The sequence below is a fragment of the Dyella sp. GSA-30 genome (genome assembly GCF_027924605.1).
Lineage (GTDB): Bacteria > Pseudomonadota > Gammaproteobacteria > Xanthomonadales > Rhodanobacteraceae > GSA-30.
The window spans coordinates 1,824,103-1,841,303 of the sequence record NZ_AP027042.1; the positions used below are offsets into that span (position 1 = coordinate 1,824,103).

Annotated in this window: 16 protein-coding genes; 11 read left to right on the forward strand and 5 right to left on the reverse strand. The window is 61.2% G+C overall.

Annotation, left to right across the window (positions count from 1 at the left end; translation table 11 throughout):
• Positions 1-262: 262 nt before the first annotated feature.
• Entirely contained in the window at positions 263-1,111 is an 849-nt protein-coding gene (locus QMG46_RS08125; RefSeq protein ID WP_281851996.1) for a tryptophan 2,3-dioxygenase, read from the forward strand.
• A gap of 43 nt (positions 1,112-1,154) precedes the next feature.
• Here the strand turns inward: QMG46_RS08125 and QMG46_RS08130 are convergent, their stop codons facing one another.
• Positions 1,155-2,519: an alpha/beta fold hydrolase gene (locus QMG46_RS08130; RefSeq protein ID WP_281851997.1), complete on the reverse strand. Its 1,365-nt coding sequence runs from the start codon at positions 2,517-2,519 to the stop codon at positions 1,155-1,157.
• A 513-nt stretch (positions 2,520-3,032) separates the two neighbouring features.
• Between QMG46_RS08130 and QMG46_RS08135 the strand changes: the two genes are divergently transcribed.
• Together QMG46_RS08135 and QMG46_RS08140 are read left to right on the forward strand one after the other, a co-directional pair.
• Complete coding sequence (locus QMG46_RS08135; protein ID WP_281851998.1) at positions 3,033-4,526, forward strand: peptide MFS transporter; 1,494 nt, start codon at positions 3,033-3,035, stop codon at positions 4,524-4,526.
• Positions 4,527-4,631: 105 nt separating this feature from the next.
• Positions 4,632-6,140, forward strand: coding sequence for a peptide MFS transporter (locus tag QMG46_RS08140; RefSeq protein ID WP_281851999.1), 1,509 nt, complete (start codon positions 4,632-4,634; stop codon positions 6,138-6,140).
• Between the two features lie 102 nt (positions 6,141-6,242).
• Here the strand turns inward: QMG46_RS08140 and QMG46_RS08145 are convergent, their stop codons facing one another.
• Together QMG46_RS08145 and QMG46_RS08150 are read right to left on the reverse strand one after the other, a co-directional pair.
• On the reverse strand, positions 6,243-6,881 hold the full coding sequence (locus QMG46_RS08145; protein WP_281852000.1) for a carbonic anhydrase: 639 nt from the start codon (positions 6,879-6,881) through the stop codon (positions 6,243-6,245).
• Positions 6,882-6,936: 55 nt separating this feature from the next.
• The gene (locus tag QMG46_RS08150; RefSeq protein ID WP_281852001.1) at positions 6,937-7,392 is read right to left on the reverse strand and encodes a MarR family winged helix-turn-helix transcriptional regulator; all 456 of its coding nucleotides are present in this window, start codon (positions 7,390-7,392) and stop codon (positions 6,937-6,939) included.
• 115 nt (positions 7,393-7,507) lie between these two features.
• Between QMG46_RS08150 and hppD the strand changes: the two genes are divergently transcribed.
• On the forward strand, positions 7,508-8,602 hold the full coding sequence (hppD, locus tag QMG46_RS08155; RefSeq protein ID WP_281852002.1) for a 4-hydroxyphenylpyruvate dioxygenase: 1,095 nt from the start codon (positions 7,508-7,510) through the stop codon (positions 8,600-8,602).
• Between the two features lie 45 nt (positions 8,603-8,647).
• Here hppD and QMG46_RS08160 read toward each other — a convergent pair whose 3' ends face one another.
• Positions 8,648-9,055 carry a DUF5362 family protein gene (locus tag QMG46_RS08160; protein WP_281852003.1) on the reverse strand — a complete coding sequence of 136 codons (408 nt, stop codon included), beginning with the start codon at positions 9,053-9,055 and terminating at the stop codon, positions 8,648-8,650.
• Between the two features lie 114 nt (positions 9,056-9,169).
• On the opposite strand from QMG46_RS08160, the gene hmgA reads away from it, so the two are divergent.
• The 6 genes from hmgA (at position 9,170) to tpx (ending at position 15,054) form a co-directional block, all read left to right on the forward strand.
• Positions 9,170-10,471 carry a homogentisate 1,2-dioxygenase gene (gene hmgA, locus QMG46_RS08165; protein ID WP_281852004.1) on the forward strand — a complete coding sequence of 434 codons (1,302 nt, stop codon included), beginning with the start codon at positions 9,170-9,172 and terminating at the stop codon, positions 10,469-10,471.
• The gene (locus tag QMG46_RS08170; RefSeq protein ID WP_281852005.1) at positions 10,468-11,103 is read left to right on the forward strand and encodes a lectin; all 636 of its coding nucleotides are present in this window, start codon (positions 10,468-10,470) and stop codon (positions 11,101-11,103) included. The genes hmgA and QMG46_RS08170 overlap by 4 nt, the downstream gene beginning before the upstream one ends.
• Positions 11,104-11,113: 10 nt before the next feature.
• Complete coding sequence (locus QMG46_RS08175; protein ID WP_281852006.1) at positions 11,114-12,097, forward strand: fumarylacetoacetate hydrolase family protein; 984 nt, start codon at positions 11,114-11,116, stop codon at positions 12,095-12,097.
• A gap of 123 nt (positions 12,098-12,220) precedes the next feature.
• The gene (gene tviB / locus QMG46_RS08180; RefSeq protein ID WP_281852007.1) at positions 12,221-13,498 is read left to right on the forward strand and encodes a Vi polysaccharide biosynthesis UDP-N-acetylglucosamine C-6 dehydrogenase TviB; all 1,278 of its coding nucleotides are present in this window, start codon (positions 12,221-12,223) and stop codon (positions 13,496-13,498) included.
• 3 nt (positions 13,499-13,501) lie between these two features.
• Positions 13,502-14,509 carry an NAD-dependent epimerase gene (locus QMG46_RS08185; RefSeq protein WP_281852008.1) on the forward strand — a complete coding sequence of 336 codons (1,008 nt, stop codon included), beginning with the start codon at positions 13,502-13,504 and terminating at the stop codon, positions 14,507-14,509.
• A 44-nt stretch (positions 14,510-14,553) separates the two neighbouring features.
• Positions 14,554-15,054, forward strand: coding sequence for a thiol peroxidase (tpx, locus tag QMG46_RS08190; RefSeq protein WP_281852009.1), 501 nt, complete (start codon positions 14,554-14,556; stop codon positions 15,052-15,054).
• Between the two features lie 60 nt (positions 15,055-15,114).
• Here the strand turns inward: tpx and gap are convergent, their stop codons facing one another.
• A complete protein-coding gene (gene gap, locus QMG46_RS08195) occupies positions 15,115-16,128 on the reverse strand; it encodes a type I glyceraldehyde-3-phosphate dehydrogenase (protein ID WP_281852010.1) in 1,014 nt (337 codons plus the stop codon).
• Positions 16,129-16,304: 176 nt separating this feature from the next.
• Here gap and QMG46_RS08200 point away from each other — a divergent pair, with 176 nt between their 5' ends.
• Positions 16,305-17,120, forward strand: a complete 816-nt coding sequence (locus QMG46_RS08200) for a S1/P1 nuclease (RefSeq protein ID WP_281852011.1) — start codon at positions 16,305-16,307, stop codon at positions 17,118-17,120.
• Positions 17,121-17,201: the final 81 nt, after the last annotated feature.

A 17,201-nucleotide genomic window follows, 5' to 3' on the forward strand; every position in this document is an offset into this window, starting at 1 on the left:
GGTGAGGCTTTCCCAAGACCGCCTTTGATAACAGGCTCTTATGTTGCGCCGCAAGGTACGGTGCAGCATGAATGTGCGTGCTTTTCCGCCGGAAGCCTTGCATTACAGGGAGTTGCGAGCGGACGGCTCGAATGGGCGATCGGAGAGCCGGAGCGTCGGTTGGGCTCTCGCTCATCCTGGCCGGTGTCCTTGAGCAGCCGTCCGGCCACCCCCATCCCCATGAACCGCTACCATCGCCACTTTGCGCCATCAGCGATTCGGAATGACCACGAACCAACGCGATCTCGAAGCCGGTATCGAACTGGACCTGGATGGACGGCTCACCTATGGCGGCTACTTGCGCCTGGATGTGCTGCTTTCCGCGCAACGGCCCTTGAGCGATCCGCCGCATCACGACGAGACGCTGTTTATCGTGCAGCACCAGGTGGCCGAGCTGTGGATGAAACTGCTCATTCACGAACTCAAGGCGGCGATCACGTGCCTGCAGCGCGATGAGCTCGATACCTGTCTGAAGATCCTGGCGCGCGTGAAACAGGTGCAGCGCCAGTTGTTTGAGCAGTGGGCGGTGCTGGAGACGCTCACCCCGTCGGAATACCTGGAGTTTCGCGACGTGTTGGGCCCTTCGTCCGGTTTCCAGTCGCTGCAGTATCGGCAGATCGAATTTCTGCTCGGCAACAAGAATGCGCAGATGCTCAAGGTGTTTGCCTATGACCCGGTCGCCGAAGCGAGCTTGCGCGACGTACTTGAAGCGCCGAGCCTGTACGACGAATTCTTGCGATATCTCGCGCGCCGCGGCCACGACGTGCCGGCGGACTTGCTCAGCCGGGACGTGACGCAGCCGCATCAGCGCGACGAACGGCTGTTGCCGGTGTTCAAGCATATCTACGAGCATCGCACCGAGTGCTGGCCGGAATATCACATGTGCGAACAGCTGGTGGACATGGAGGAAAGTTTCCAGCTTTGGCGTTTCCGCCATATGAAAACCGTGGAGCGCATCATCGGCCATCGTCGCGGCACCGGGGGTTCGTCCGGCGTATCGTTCCTGAAGAAGGCCTTGGACCTGGAATTCTTCCCGGAGTTGCTCGACGTGCGTACGGTGCTTGGCAGCTAAAGACCGGGAGCCCGCGGCTCCCGGTTGGAGTATCGGGCGTGCTTCAGAACGAGCCGCGTCGGTTTGCCCGATCAGCCTCCATCGATTCCATCAGCGTTGGCGCGAATCCTGTCGCGTCAACGCACTCGAGTAGACGTGAAGGTTTGACCCCTTCGGCCATGAATGCGCCCGCGGCTCGATTGACACAGCTCGATACCAGGTTGTAGGCGAAGCCGTGGGCTACCAGTCCTCGTGCATAGATCATGCTGGCGCTGGGCACCTGGGAAAACGCCCTCATCGCACCTTGCCGCGGCGTAAAAGCATCGAATTCGGCCTGGATCAGTACAAGGTTCTCGATCTGCGACAGGCGCTCGATGGGCGGACGCGGAGGACTGAGTTGCCTCCAATAGGCGCATAGCGGATAGGTCTCGTCGCTTCCGCCGACAGGGAATTGATGCGCGAAAGCGGTTCCCCATTGCGCCCATTCGGACGGTGAGGGAATAGGAGAAGTGTTTTGACATTGAACGGTCCACAAAACCGAGCTGGCGTTGTTCATGTCCAGTCGCGAGGGTTGTTCTGGAGGTGTGAACAGGCCTGGGGCGAAGAGTCGGGCAAGTGTCCGCGCCTCCTGATCCACCATCTGATCGGCGCTGAAGTCATGCGTTCGGATAGTGTCCAATAGCTGTTCAAGCTGCAGCCGAGGCTGTTGCCTGAATTGTTCCTGGAAAAACGCCGCGGCCATCATCGCCTCCGGGGAGCCGGTCGACTTGCGCACGATTTCCCTGAATCTGCTATCCAGAGCGATGAAGCGCTGCTGTATCTCATCGCCGGTCGCACCCAAGCTGTAGTTTTCCGGTGCGGAAAGGATCTTGTCGACGACGAATCGCTCGAAGATTTCCTGGCGGCTGGAGGCTTTGGGCAAGGCGTTCTCGTAAAGATCTCGAGTCCAGTCGACGTTGGAGTCGAGAATCATTCGGTCGACATGTTGAGGAAACATGCCGCCATACCAGGCACCAAGCTCGGTGCCATAGGACACCCCCCAATAGCTGATCTTCTCCTCACCGAGCAACTGGCGGACGAGATCCATGTCATGGGCCGTTTGTTCGCTGGTGATATAGGGCGCCAGGGGATTCGATTGGCAGCCGCGCGCCGACACCTGTGCATGTTCGTTGAGCGCCAGGATGTTCGCCGGGCTGCGGTTGTCGGTGATGTTGTCGTAGGGCTGCAACCATTCATCCGATTGGCAAAGCAGGGCCGTACTGTCGTCACTCCCCTTGATGCCGCGCGGCGTCATGCCGATAAGGTCGAATTGTTCGCTGATACGACGCTTTTCCGGCGAGCTGCTGCCTTCCCACTCCCAATCGGCGACCAATGACGCCGTATAAAATCCTGCGGGAATGCCCGGGCCGCCGGGATTGATGAACAGCACGCCGCGGCGCTTCTGCGGATCGCGAGCGGACACACGCATCAGGGCGATCTTGATGACACCTTCAGCTGGCGCGGCGTGATCCTTGGGGACCTCGATCGTGGCGCATTGCAGGCGATTGGTCAGTTCGGGAAAGGCATCGGTGTAGTCCGGGCAATCCTGCCAAGGTATTGCGGGCGTTCGGGCTATTCCCAGAAGTGGCATGAGCAACAGCAAAGACAGCGTCAAGAGGCGATATCGCAAGGACATAGAGCACCGGGTGCAGAAGTGAGGTTGAGCGCCTGCTTGCGCCTGACATGCGGCACGCCCAGGGGTCGCATGAGCGACTCTAAGCAACCTGTCGCCGCGGGCCTGCCGGATTCCTGCTATATGTCTGGTCGTCCATGACCTCTATGACCTTCACGGTCTAGCCCGGGAGCGTGTTGTCCTCTGTGGCAATTGACGATCCCGGTAGCGACATGTTTCTCTTGAGTTGATCGCAATTTCTTGCGAGTACCGGATGAAACGAGGGAACGCATGACCGAAACCACTTCCAGCGCAGCCACGACGCCCGATTTTCCCAAGACACTGGGGCACCCGCGTCCGCTGTGGATGCTGTTCATGACCGAGTTCTGGGAGCGCTTCGCGTTCTACGGCATTCGCTGGGCGCTGGTGCTGTACATCGTGGCGCAGTTCCACGGTGGCGATGCGACCGGTGAACAGCCGGCCAGCCGAACTTACGGCGCCTACCTCGCGCTGGTCTATGCGGCAGCGATCTTCGGTGGCTATGTGGCCGATCGGGTGCTGGGTTATCAGCGCTCGATCCTGGTCGGTGCGGCGGTGATGGCGCTAGGCCTGTTCATGATCGCGGTGCCCAATCAGCAGATATTCGAGATCGGGCTGGCCACGATCATCGCCGGCAATGGCCTGTTCAAGCCCAACATCTCCACCATGGTCGGCAAGCTCTATGGCATCACCGACGAGCGGCGCGACAGTGGCTTCACCATTTTCTACATGGGCATCAATCTCGGCGCGCTGATCGCGCCGGTGCTGACCGAGTATCTCGCCAAGGCAGTGTTCGGCAGCAACGCGATGCCGAGCTACAAGTACGTATTCATCGCATCGGGTGTGGGCATGCTGATCAGCCTGTGCTGGTTCTGGGTGGGCCGGCGCGGGCTCAAGTCGGTCGGCGTGGCGCCTCCCGGCAGCGAGAGCGTGATGCGCGTGGTGTACGTATTGCTGGGCGCGGCCGCTGCGGTGCCGGTGATGTATTTCCTGCTGGCTTCCGGCGCGGGCTTTCTGCAGTGGGTACTGAGTGCGCTCTTTATCGTGCTGTCATTGTTGCTGCTGGTCGAAGGCATTCGCGAAGGCAAGGTGCAGCGCGATCGGGTTATCGCGATGCTGATCATCTTCGCCTTCAACGTGTTGTTCTGGATGTTCTTCGAGCAGGCCGGCAGCTCATTCACCTTCCTCGCCGACAAGATCGTCAATCGTCAGTTGGGCGACTTCAATTTCCCCACGGCCTGGTTCCAGTCGGTCAATTCGCTGGCGATCATCACCATCGCGCCGATCCTGGCCGTGATATGGGTGCGCATGGGCCGCAGCAATCCTTCGATTCCGCGCAAGTTCGGTCTGGGCCTGATCTTCAACGGGCTGGCCTTCGCGTTGCTGATGCTCGCGTTGTCGGACATGGTCGACGCGAACGGCAAGATCCCGTTCTGGACGCTCTTCATGGTCTATGTGATCCAGTCGGTGGGCGAGCTGTGCCTTTCGCCGATCGGCCTGTCGATGGTGACCAAACTGGCCCCGCTGCGCCTGGTCGGCTTCGGCATGGGTGGCTGGTTCCTTTCCACCGGCATCGGCAACAACCTGTCGGGCATCTTCGCCGGACATGTTTCGGGCGAAACGGGCATGACCACGCAGTCGGCCCTGAGCGGGTACACGTTTGGTTTCTGGTCACTGATGGGGGCTGGCGTGCTGCTTTTCCTGATCGCGCCTCTGATCAACAAGCTGATGCACGGCGTGAAATAGCGTCAGTTTGGACGGGGCGGCAGTTACGCCGCCATTGACGAATGTCGCCGTCACGGCTAAATGTCGGTGTTTTCGCGCACGGTCAGCCGACCGATGAAGGGGTGCATGAACAACGCCAGTCAAGCCGTGGCACCGGGCGTGCCCGATTTTCCTGATACCCTCGGCCATCCGCGTCCCTTGTGGATGCTGTTCATGACCGAGTTCTGGGAGCGTTTCGCGATCTACAGCGTGAGCTGGGCGCTGGCGCTGTACATCGTGGCGCAGTTCTACCACGGCGATCCGTCCGGGCAGGCGTGGGCGAGCAAGATCTATGGCGCGTACACCGCGTTGGTCTATGCGACCGGTATTTTTGGCGGCTATATCGCCGACAAGGTGATCGGTTACCAGCGATCGATCCTGCTAGGCGCCGTGGTGATGGCGATTGGCTTGTTCACCGTCATGCTGCCCTCGCGTGACGCGATGCTTTACGGCTTGTCCATGGTCATCGTGGGCGACGGGCTGTTCAAACCGAATATCTCCTCGATGGTCGGGCAGCTCTATCGTCCCGACGATGAAAGGCGGGATCGCGGTTTTACGCTGTTCTATATGGGAATCAACGCGGGCGCGTTTGCCGCGCCGCTGGTCACCGGCTGGATGGCCAGTTATTTCACCAGTACGCCGCTGGTGGAGAATTATCGGATCGTGTTCGGTGCCGCGGGCGCCGGCATGGTGTTGAGCTTTCTGTGGTTCTGGTTCGGTCGGCGCGGTTTGCGCGGCGTCGGCCGGCCGCCACAGGGTGCCGAGGGCAAGCAGCGCGTGCTTTGGGTGATCGGTGGCATGGCGCTGTCCGTGCCAATCATCTACTTCGTGCTGGCGCAGATCGGTGCGATCGGCTTGCAGTGGCTGCTCGGCCTGCTGTTTATCGGCGTGGCGGTGATGCTGCTGGGCGAGGCCGCGCGGCAGGGCCGCGTGCAGGTGCAGCGGGTGGTGGCGATGCTGATCATCTTCGCCTTCAACCTGCTGTTCTGGATGTTCTACTTCCAGCTTGGCACGTCGTTCAACTTCCTGGCCGAAACGATGGTCGATCGCAAGATGTTCGGCGGTTGGTCGTTCCCGGTCGGCTGGTTCCAGTCGATCAGTCCGCTGGCGATCATTGTGTTGGCACCGGGCGTGAGCATCATCTGGGCCTTGCTGGCGCGCCGGCACAAGGAGCCTTCGATCCCGCGCAAGTTCGGCCTGGGCCTGGTCTTCAACGGCCTGGGGTTCCTGGTGCTGGTGTACGCGCTGGCGCGACTGATCGATCCGCAGGGACTGATTCCGTTCTGGCCGTTGGCCGCCTGCTATGTGCTGCAGACCGTCGGTGAGCTGTGCCTGTCGCCGATCGGCCTATCGATGGTGACCAAGCTGGCGCCACCCAAACTGGTGGGCCTGGCAATGGGCGGCTGGTTTCTGTCGCTGGCTGTCGGCGGCAATCTATCGGGCCTGCTGGCTGGCCATATCAGTGGCGCGACCGGCATGACTGCCGCTTCCGCGCTGGATGGTTTCACCTTCAGCTTCTGGTTGCTGGCCGGTGCGGGCGTGCTTTTGTTGCTGATCTCGCCGTTGATCAATCGGTTGATGCATGGGGTGAAGTAAGCGATGAGGGGCGGTCGCGACTGAAGTCGCTCCTACAAACTAGCCATGCCCAGCTAGCTTGTAGGAGCGACTTCAGTCGCGACCACCCGTAACGTAACCGCACTACTCGGTAGCACAAGCCGACGGCTGATCCGACAACGAAACAAAGCGACGGCTCTGCCCGTCATACGCTTCCACCACGCCGCTCTCGATGTCATACACCCAGCCATGCAGGCTGAGCCGCCCCTGTTCCAGCGCCAGCGCAACGCAGGGATGCGTGCGGATATTCACGAGCTGAGCGACGACGTTGTCATGCACCATCGCATGGATGGCCGCGCACTCTGAGGTATGTGCGTGAGCGCTGTTGATCGCCTTGGCCGTGTCGGCATAACGCAGCCATCGCCGCACGGCGGGCATGGCGGTCAGGTCGGCATCGGTGGCGATCGCCTTCATGGCGCCGCAATCGGAATGGCCGCAGATCACCACATCGCTGACGCCGAGCGCGACCACGGCATATTCGATCGATGCCGATACGCCACCAGGTTCGGGTCCATAGGGCGGCACGATATTTCCCGCGTTGCGCACGACGAACAGTTCACCCGGCTCGCATTGGGTGATCAGCTCCGGTACCACGCGGCTGTCGGAGCAGGCGATAAAGAGCGCTTGCGGGTTCTGGCCGGCAGCCAGGCGCCGGAATAGCGCCGAGCGCTCCGGAAATGCATCGCGCTGAAACCGCTTTACGCCATCGACGAGGTCTTGCATGGTTCGGTGTGACTCACGGCTTTGACTGCGCGCATTGTCCCACGACAGGCGATGTCTAGCGTGGCAGGTCCAACAGCTTGTCGAGAATGCGCTCCAGCCACACGCGTTCTTCCTGGTCGAGCTTGGCCAGCACTTCACGCTCACGCGCACGGGCCATCGGCGCGACTTCGTCGTGGAGCTTCCAGCCGGCCTCGGACAAACCCAGCACCGAGCGGCGCTTGTCGCCGTTGTGAGTTTCCCGATTGACCCGACCGGCCTCGACCAGGCGGGCGAGGGCGCGGCTGACGGCCACCTTGTCCATGGCGGTGCGTTCAGCCACCTCGCGTGCCGACAGACCGTCGAAACGGGCAAGCACGGCCATGACACGCCATTCCGTCACGCTGAGGTCGTAACGCTTCTGGTAGTCGTCGGCGATCCCCTGGCTGATCGTGTTGGACAGGATCGACAGGCGGTAGGGCAGGAACCGTTCCAGTTCCAGGGGGGCGTGGTCGGGCGTCTTGGTGTCAGGCACTGGTGCAGTGGTCCTTGCAAATGGTTTCAAATGTAACTATAACGTGAGGCTTATCCGGATGGTCGCATGCTTGAAGGTGCCGGCCATCGTGTACAGCCCGACGACGGAGAGCATCATGAGCGCGCAGCCCAATCTTGGCATGCAAGTCACCACGTTCGAGAACCCGATGGGGATCGACGGCTTCGAATTCGTCGAATTTGCCGCCCCCGCCGGTCGCGGCGAAGAGCTGCACCAGCTGTTCCGCAGCATGGGCTTTACCGCCGTACTCAAGCATAAGAGTCGGGCGATTACCGTTTATCGCCAGGGCGGCGTGAATTTCCTGGTCAACGAAGACCCCGATTCGTTCGCCGCGGACTTCGCCGGTCAGCACGGCCCCTGCGCGGCGGGTTTCGCCATCCGCTTCAAGAAGCCCGGTGCCGAGGTCTACCAGACCGTGCTCGGCAACGGTGGCGAGGCGATCAGTGCGAAAGAAGCCACCAAGGCGGCCAACGCGCCGGTGGTGAAGGGGATCGGCGACTGCATGCTGTATCTGATCGATCGCTATGGCGATGCGGGCAGCATCTACGGCGACGATTACCTGCCGATAGCGGGCGTCGACCAGCATCCGAAGGGCTTCGGTCTGACCTTCATCGACCACCTGACGCACAACCTGTATTTCGGCAACATGCAGAAGTGGTCGGACTACTACGAGCGACTGTTCAACTTCCGAGAGATTCGCTACTTCGATATCAAGGGCGTCAAGACCGGCCTGGTGTCCAAGGCGATGACCGCGCCGGACGGCATCGTGCGTATTCCGCTCAATGAATCGAGCGATCCGAAATCGCAGATCAATGAATACCTCGACAGCTACAAGGGCGAGGGCATTCAGCACATCGCCTGCTTTACCGACAATATCTACGACACTGTCGAAGCGATGCGCGAGCGTGGCGTGGAGTTCCTCGACACGCCCGATACCTATTTCGACGTGATCGACATGCGTATTCCCGATCATGGCGAAGACGTGCCGCGCCTGGCCAGGAACAAGATCCTGATCGACGCCGATCCGGAGACCAAGCAGCGCAAACTGCTGCAGATCTTCACGCAGAACAATATCGGGCCGATCTTTTTCGAGATCATCCAGCGCAAGGGCAACGAAGGTTTCGGCGAAGGCAACTTCACCGCGCTGTTCGAGTCGATCGAGCGCGATCAGATGAAGCGCGGCGTGCTTTAAAACATCAGGAGCGCACCGGCACATGCCGGCGCGCTCCTGCGTTCTTCAGGTCGGGAGGTGCGCGCCCGGCAGGTTGTGCATGCTGAAGCCGAGAGCCAATGCCGCAATGATGCCGATAATGGCCAGGCCGAAACCCACGATCATGGCGATAGCCTGGATCATGAAGTAGAGCCTGAGCTTGCCCAGTGCCGTTTTCGCGGCGATGGCATCGTCGCGCTGCTGGGCCTGTTCAAGCGCATTGGCCGTTTGCAGCAACAGGATGCTCAGCCAGATGGGCAGCCACATCACCAACAGCCCGAGGCCGAACGAAATCAGTACGTATAGCCCGCAAAAGACCAGCTGGACAATGGCCAGAAATTTGATCCAGCCTTTGCCCTGTGCCAACGGGTCAATGAGTTCGGAAACACTGACGCCGCCGTTTCCAAACGGCGGAGGATTAAACTGAGACGACATGATTTTCCCCTTCATGCATGAATAAGACCGCCGTCTTTGCGGCGGTATGGCGAAGGTAGCAGCAAACGGCGGCAGACTGGTAAGACCGCCGGGCAAATTCAAAAGGAAGCGATGATGAGCGAGCAGGCAGGTTATCAATCCGGGTTTGGCAACGAGTTTGCCAGCGAGGCTATCGCGGGGGTCTTGCCGACAGGCCAGAATTCGCCGCAGAAAGTCGCCCATGGCCTTTATGCCGAGCAATTGACCGGCAGCGCTTTTACCGCCCCGCGGCCGACCAACCGGCGCAGCTGGCTGTATCGGATCCGCCCAGCGGCGATGCACAAGCCGTTTGCGGCACGCGACCATGCCAGCTTCCACAACCGTTTCGATGAGGCTCCCGCCACCCCGAACCAGCTGCGCTGGGACCCGTGGCCGATGCCCGAGCAGCCGACCGATTTCATCGATGGTCTGATCACCCTGGCCGGCAACGGCAGCGCCGCCGAACAGGCCGGTTGCGGCATGCATATCTACGCTGCCAATCGCTCGATGCAGGGCCGCTTTTTCTACGACGCCGATGGCGAATTATTGATCGTGCCGCAGCAGGGGCGGTTGCGTTTGGCGACCGAGCTGGGTGTGCTCGACGTCAAGCCGCTGGAGATCGCGGTGATTCCGCGTGGCGTGCGTTTTCGCGTGGAGCTGCTCGACGGCCACGCACGCGGTTACGTCTGCGAAAACTTCGGTGCGCTGCTGCGCCTGCCCGACCTCGGGCCGATCGGCGCCAACAGCATGGCGCTGCCACGCGATTTTCTCACGCCGCACGCAGCTTACGAAGACGTCGAAGGCGACTTCGAATTACTGGCGAAATTCCAGGGCAGCCTGTGGTCAGCGCGCATCGATCATTCGCCGCTGGACGTGGTGGCCTGGCACGGCAACTACGCGCCCTACAAGTACGACCTGACGCGGTTCAATACGGTCGGTTCGATTAGTGTCGACCATCCCGATCCGTCGATCTTTACCGTGCTGACCTCACCCAGCGATACGCACGGCACGGCCAATATGGATTTCGTGATCTTTCCGCCGCGCTGGCTGGTGGCCGAACATACCTTCCGCCCGCCGTATTTCCATCGCAATATCGCCAGCGAGTTCATGGGCCTGATCGAGGGCGTCTACGATGCCAAGGCCGGCGGCTTCGCGCCGGGCGGTGCCAGCCTGCATAACTGCATGAGCGGCCATGGCCCGGATGCGGGTACGTTCGAAAAAGCCAGTAACGCGCCGCTGGACAAGCCCGATCACCTGACCGGTACGATGGCTTTCATGTTCGAGACGCGCAAAGTAATCCGCCCGACCCGGCAGGCGCTGGCAGCGCCGCAATTGCAAGGCGATTACTATCAGTGCTGGCAGGGCATCACCAAGCATTTCAAGGAGCCTGGCGCATGACGCGCACACTATCGTTACTTCTCTTGAGCCTTGGCCTTGCGGCCTGCAACGGGCATGACAAGCCGGTGGACCAGCCGGCGGCAGCCTCATCGGCAGCGGCACAGCAGCATGCCCAGGCCGTTCTCGCCTCCGGGCCGACATCCGATGTCGCCAAGCCCGCGGCAGCGGCGAGCACGCTGGCCAGCCCGCCGCAGGCGGCGAGCTACAGCGGTTATGGCGACCTGCATTTCGGCTTGAGCGAAGCGGATTTCCGCAAGAACTGGGGCGATCTCAAAGGCGGTCCCGCGGCTGCCGGTTCTACCTGCACGGTTCTCTATCCGATCTGGATCAAGCAGATGCCGCCGGACATCGGTTTCATGTTCGAAGACGACAAGTTCGTGCGCTTCGATGTCAGGACGGCCAAAGAAGCGGCACCCGGCGGCGGCAAGGTCGGCATGACCGTGGAGCAGATCGCTGCGCTTTATCCGGCCGCAGAAAAGCAGCCGCAAAAGTACGATGCGGACGCGGTCGATATGCGTGTGCCCGGCGACCACGGTGCGGTGCTGCTGTTTGAAGCGGACAAGAGCGGTAAGGTCAACGCGTGGCGCGTGGGTCTGCCGCCACAAGTCGATTACGTAGAAGGTTGCGGCTGAGGAGCCATGCATGAAATTGGGTAGTCTCAAAGAGGGTGGCCGCGACGGCAGCCTGATCGTTGTCAGCCGCGACCTGACTCGTGCCGTACGCGCCAAGGGCATCGCATCGACGCTGCAGGCCGCTCTGGACGACTGGTCCAGCAGCGCGCCGCGCTTGAATGCGCTTTATGCCGAGCTCAACGACGGCAAGGCCGCGGATGCGTTCGAGCTGGATATGACCGCATTGGCCGCACCGTTGCCGCGCGCCTATGAGTTTGTCGACGGTAGCGCCTACCTGCCGCATGTGGAGCGTGTACGTCGCGCACGTGGTGCGGAAGTGCCGGAAAGTTTCTATACCGATCCGCTGATGTATCAGGCGACCAGCGCCGGCTTCCTTGGCCCGCGCGATCCGGTGATGGTTGCCAGCGAGGACTACGGCATCGACCTGGAAGCCGAGGTGATTGTCGTTACCGACGACGTCCCGATGGCAGCTACCCCGGCGCAAGCCGCCGCGCATATCCAGTTGATCGGTCTGGTCAACGACGTGTCCTTGCGTGGGCTGATTCCAGGTGAGCTGGCCAAGGGTTTCGGTTTTCTGCAATCCAAGCCGCGCTCGGCGCTCTCACCCGTCCTGGTGACGCCGGACGAACTGGGCGACGCATGGCAGGGTGAAAAACTGCACCTGCCGATGCGCACGTGGATCAACGAGCAATGGTTCGGCGAGGCGGAGTGCGGCGTCGACATGCAGTTCGACTTCGGCCAGCTGGTGGCGCATGCGGCCAAGACACGGCCTTTGACGGCCGGTACGGTAGTGGGCTCGGGCACGATTGCCAACGAAGACACCAGCAAGGGCGCTTCCTGTCTGGCCGAACAGCGCACGGTCGAAACCCTGCGTGACGGTAAGCCGAGCACGCCGTTCCTCGCGTTCGGCGACCGGGTGAAGATCGATGTCACGGACCGTACGGGCAAGTCGATCTTCGGCTCGATCGAGCAGACGATCGCACGGGCGAGCTAAGCGTACCCAGGAGTGAGAACAAAGCTGGGCCATGTGGCCTTTACCCGGTTCTCACTCCTGATCGCTCTCAACTAGCCCTCCCGTCATGCCAAACTACCGCTTCGCTCGTCGCGGAAGCTGGGAATGCTCAATCTTGAAACTGCCAGGATCGCCGTCATCGGCTTGGGCTATGTCGGCCTGCCGTTGGCGGTGGAGTTTGGCAAACGCTACGACACAGTCGGCTTTGATATCCGCGCGGAGCGAATAGAGGCCTTGCGTGCCGGTCGCGACAACACGTTGGAGGTCGAAGCGGCGGAATTGGCCGAAGCACGACGGCTTGGTTACAGCGCGTCGCTGGACGATATCCGCGACTGCACGGTGTTCATCGTCACCGTGCCGACCCCCATCGACAGCGCCAAGCGCCCTGACCTGCGTCCACTGACCGGCGCCACCGAGAGCCTCGGGCGTGTGCTCAAATGCGGCGACGTGGTGGTTTACGAATCGACCGTCTATCCCGGCTGCACCGAAGAGGTATGCGTGCCGATACTGGAGCGTGTGTCGGGCTTGCGTTTCAATCAGGATTTCTTTGTCGGCTATAGCCCGGAACGCATCAATCCAGGCGACAAACAACACCGGCTTACAGCCATTCTCAAGGTCACTTCGGGGTCGACGGCAGAGGCCGCCGACTTCGTCGATCGTCTTTATGGCAGCGTGATTCCGGCCGGGACGCATCGCGCCAGCAGCATCAAGGTGGCCGAGGCGGCCAAGGTGATCGAGAACACGCAGCGTGACTTGAATATTGCGCTGGTCAACGACCTGGCGATTCTGTTCAACAAGCTGGGCATCGATACGCTGGAAGTGCTGCAGGCCGCCGGCACCAAGTGGAACTTCCTGCCGTTCCGGCCGGGCCTGGTCGGCGGTCATTGCATCAGCGTTGATCCGTATTACCTCACGCACAAGGCGCAGGAAGTCGGCCATCACCCGGATGTCATTCTCGCGGGCAGACGCACCAACGACAGCATGGGTGCGCATGTGGCCAACGAGGTGATTCGACTGATGGTGCGCAAACGCATCAATCCGATACAAGCGCGCATCCTCGTGCTGGGCCTGGCGTTCAAGGAAAACTGCCCGGATCTGCGCAATACGCGCGTGCTTGATATTGTCGATGCGCTGCGCGGATACAACGCACAGGTGGATGTACATGATCCATGGGTCGATGCAGCCGAGGCCGAGCACGAGTACGCGTTAAAGCCGGTGGATGCACCTCGGCAGGACACGTACGACGCGGTCATCATTGCTGTTGCCCACCAGCAGTTTGCTGCACTTGGCGCCGAAGGCATCCGTGCGTTCGGCAAACCCGAATCCGTTCTTTACGATGTGAAATACGTGCTGCCGCGCGATGCGGTGGACGGGAGGTTGTAAGCGATGAAGATCCTGGTCACCGGCACGGCCGGCTTTATCGGATCGCATGTGGCGCTCAAGCTGCTCGAGCGCGGCGACGAAGTGATCGGCCTGGACAATCTCAACGACTACTACGATGTGTCGTTGAAGAAGGCGCGGCTGGCCCGCTTCGAGGGTCGCGCCGGTTATACGCATGTGCATGCCGACCTGGCCGATCGCATGGCCATGGAGAAGCTGTTTGCCGAGCACCGTCCGCAGCGTGTCGTGCATCTGGCTGCGCAGGCCGGTGTGCGTTACGCGGCACAGAATCCGCACGTCTACATCAGCAGCAATGTCACAGGCTTTCTGCACGTGCTTGAGGGCTGCCGCCACCACGGCGTGGAGCATCTGGTGTTTGCGTCGACCAGTTCGGTCTACGGCGCCAATACGACGATGCCGTTTTCGGAACATCAGTCGGCCGAACATCCGTTGACGTTGTATGCCGCCAGCAAGAAAGCCAATGAGCAGATGGCGCACAGTTACGCGCACCTGTACCGCATCCCCAGCACTGGCTTGCGCTTCTTCACCGTGTATGGTCCCTGGGGGCGCCCGGATATGGCGCTGTTCCTGTTTACCAAGGCCATCCTCGCGGGCGAGCCGATCAAGGTGTTCAACCACGGCAAGCACAAGCGCAGCTTCACGTTTATCGACGATATCGTCGAGGGTGTGATTCGCACGCTGGATAAAGTCCCCGGTCCCGATCCGGACTGGAACAGTGCTGCGCCCGATCCGGCCAGCAGTAATGCGCCATATCGTATCTACAACATCGGTAACGAGCGGCCGGTAGAACTGCTGCGCTATATCGAAGTGCTGGAAGAGTGCCTCGGGCGGAAGGCCCGGATGGAGATGCTTCCGCTACAGGCCGGCGACGTACCCGATACCGAAGCGGACGTGTCCAGTCTGATCGACGCCGTGGGCTATCGCCCGAAGGTGTCGGTGGAAGAGGGCGTTCGCCAGTTCGTCGATTGGTATTTGCAATACCAGCCTCGTTGATCGCTTGCCAACCGTTCCCACCCCTGTCCTGTAAGGAGATCCCCATGTCTACAGTCACTCTCAAAGGCAATCCCGTTCACGTCGACGGATCCCTGCCGGCCACCGGCGCTACCGCACCGGCATTCTCGCTGGTCGCCAAAGATCTCAAGAATGTCACGCTGGCTGACTTCGCCGGCAAGCGCAAAGTCCTGAATATTTTCCCCAGCGTCGACACGCCGACCTGCGCTACTTCGGTGCGTCATTTCAACCAGGATGCCAGCAGCCTCGATAACGCCGTGGTGCTGTGCATCTCCGCCGATCTGCCGTTCGCCCAGGCGCGCTTTTGCGGCGCCGAAGGCCTGGAGAACGTCGTTACGCTGTCGACCATGCGTGGTGCCGCTTTCCTGAAGGATTACGGCGTGGCCATCGCCGACGGCCCGCTGGCCGGTCTGGCAGCGCGTGCGGTCGTCGTGCTGGACGAGCATGACAAGGTGCTGCACACCGAACTGGTGGGCGAGATCGCGCATGAGCCCAACTACGATGCGGCACTGGCTGCATTGAAGTAACTCAAAAATAGAGCAAAAAAAAGCCGGGCGCGATGCCCGGCTTTTTTATCGGAACAAAGCTTACTTCGCGGCCATCAACGCCTTGGTCATATCCAACATGCGGTTGGAGAAGCCCCACTCGTTGTCGTACCAGCTCAGCACCTTCACCAGCGTACCGCCCATGACACGTGTCTGCGTCGCGTCGTAGGTGGAGGAGGCCGGGTTGTGGTTGAAGTCGATCGATACCAGCGGCTTGGTGTTGACGGCCAGGATGCCCTTCAGCGCGCCGTTGGCCGCTTCGTTGATCGCGGCGTCGATTTCTTCCTTGCTGGTTTCACGTGCGGCAACGAAGGTCAGGTCGACGACCGACACGTTGATGGTCGGTACGCGAATGGCGAAACCGTCCAGCTTGCCGTTGAGCTGCGGCAGCACCAGGCCGACCGCGGCGGCGGCGCCGGTCTTGGCCGGGATCTGGCTGTGCGTGGCGCTACGGGCGCGGCGCAGGTCCGGGTGATACACGTCGGTCAGCACCTGGTCGTTGGTGTAGGCGTGAATCGTCGTCATCAGGCCGTGCACGATGCCGATCTTTTCGTGCAGTACCTTGGCCAGCGGGGCCAGGCAGTTGGTGGTGCACGAGGCGTTGGAGATGACCTGGTGCTTGGCGGTCAGCTGGTCGTCGTTGACGCCGAAGACGAAGGTACCGTCCACATCTTTGTCGCCCGGGGCCGAGATGATCACCTTCTTGGCGCCGCCGGCGATATGCGCGCTGGCCTTGGCCTTGGAGGTGAAGAAGCCGGTGGACTCCAGGACCACGTCCACACCCAGGTCGCCCCAGGGCAGCTTGGACGGATCGCGTTCGGCCAACACCTTGATGCGGTCGCCGTTGACGATCAGGTCGCCACCGTCCACCGACACCTGGCCCGGGAAGCGGCCATGGGCGGTGTCGTACTGGGTGAGATGCGCATTGGTCTCGGCGTCGCCAAGATCGTTGACCGCGACGATCTGAAACTCGTTGGTGCGGCCGGATTCGTACAGCGCGCGCAGCGTATTGCGGCCGATACGACCGTAACCATTGATGGCAACCTTGATGGCCATGAGACAGCGTCCTCCGACAGTGATGGGGGCAGCAAAAGCGGCCCAGCTCGGGCCGCCAAAGCCGGCATTTTAGCGCGAACCGGGGGCGGACCCCAGCCGGCAGGGGCCGATGTCGCAAAAACAAGCGTCGAACCCTATGGCAGAATCCCAGGTTCACTCGCAGGGGAACCGACTTCATGACGATTCATCGCCGCCTGGCCGTTGCTGTGCTTGCCTTTCTGGGCGTTGCGCCCCTGGCCCAGGCTTGGGGGCCGCTCGGCCATAGCGTGGTCGCTGAACTGGCCCAGCGCCACTTGAGCCCGGCTGCCAAGGCCGAGGTCGAGCATTTGTTGTCGTTGGAGAACAAGACCAGCTTGGCCGACGTCTCCAGCTGGGCGGACGAAATCCGCAACGATGCGAATCAGCAGGACCTGTGGAAGAACACGCGCGGCTTGCACTACATCAACTTCACCAGCGAAAAATGCAACTACGTGCCACCGCGCGACTGCCCTGACGGCCACTGCGTCGTCGCGGCCATCGATCATTACGCCGAAATCCTGGCCGACAAGAAACAGTCCGACGCGACGCGTCTGGAAGCGCTGAAGTTCGTGGTGCACTTTATCGGCGACGAGCATCAGCCGTTGCATGCCGGTTACCGCGATGACAAGGGCGGTAACGACTACCAGGTGCAGATGAACGGCAAGGGCAGCAACCTGCATCGCGTATGGGATTCGAGCCTGCTGCTCACTCATAGCAACGACTGGAAAGCCTATGCCGACGAACTCGATAAACGCGGCATGGTGACCCTGCCTCCAACCATCGCGCCGTTTGACAACTCCTTCGCCCAGTGGGCGGAAGAATCCTGCCGCGCTACGGCGCAGCCGGGCTTCTACCCCAAGGGGCACAAGATCGACGACGCTTACGTAAAAGCCGAGTTGCCGCTGGCCGAGGAACGGCTGCGCGACGCCGGCAGGCGCCTTGCGGAAGTGCTGAATATTGCGCTGAGCAATTGATTCGGTCGTGACGGGATAGTGGGTCGCGGCTGAAGCCGCTCCTACAAGCTAGCGATGCTCAGCCAGTTTGTAAGAGCGACT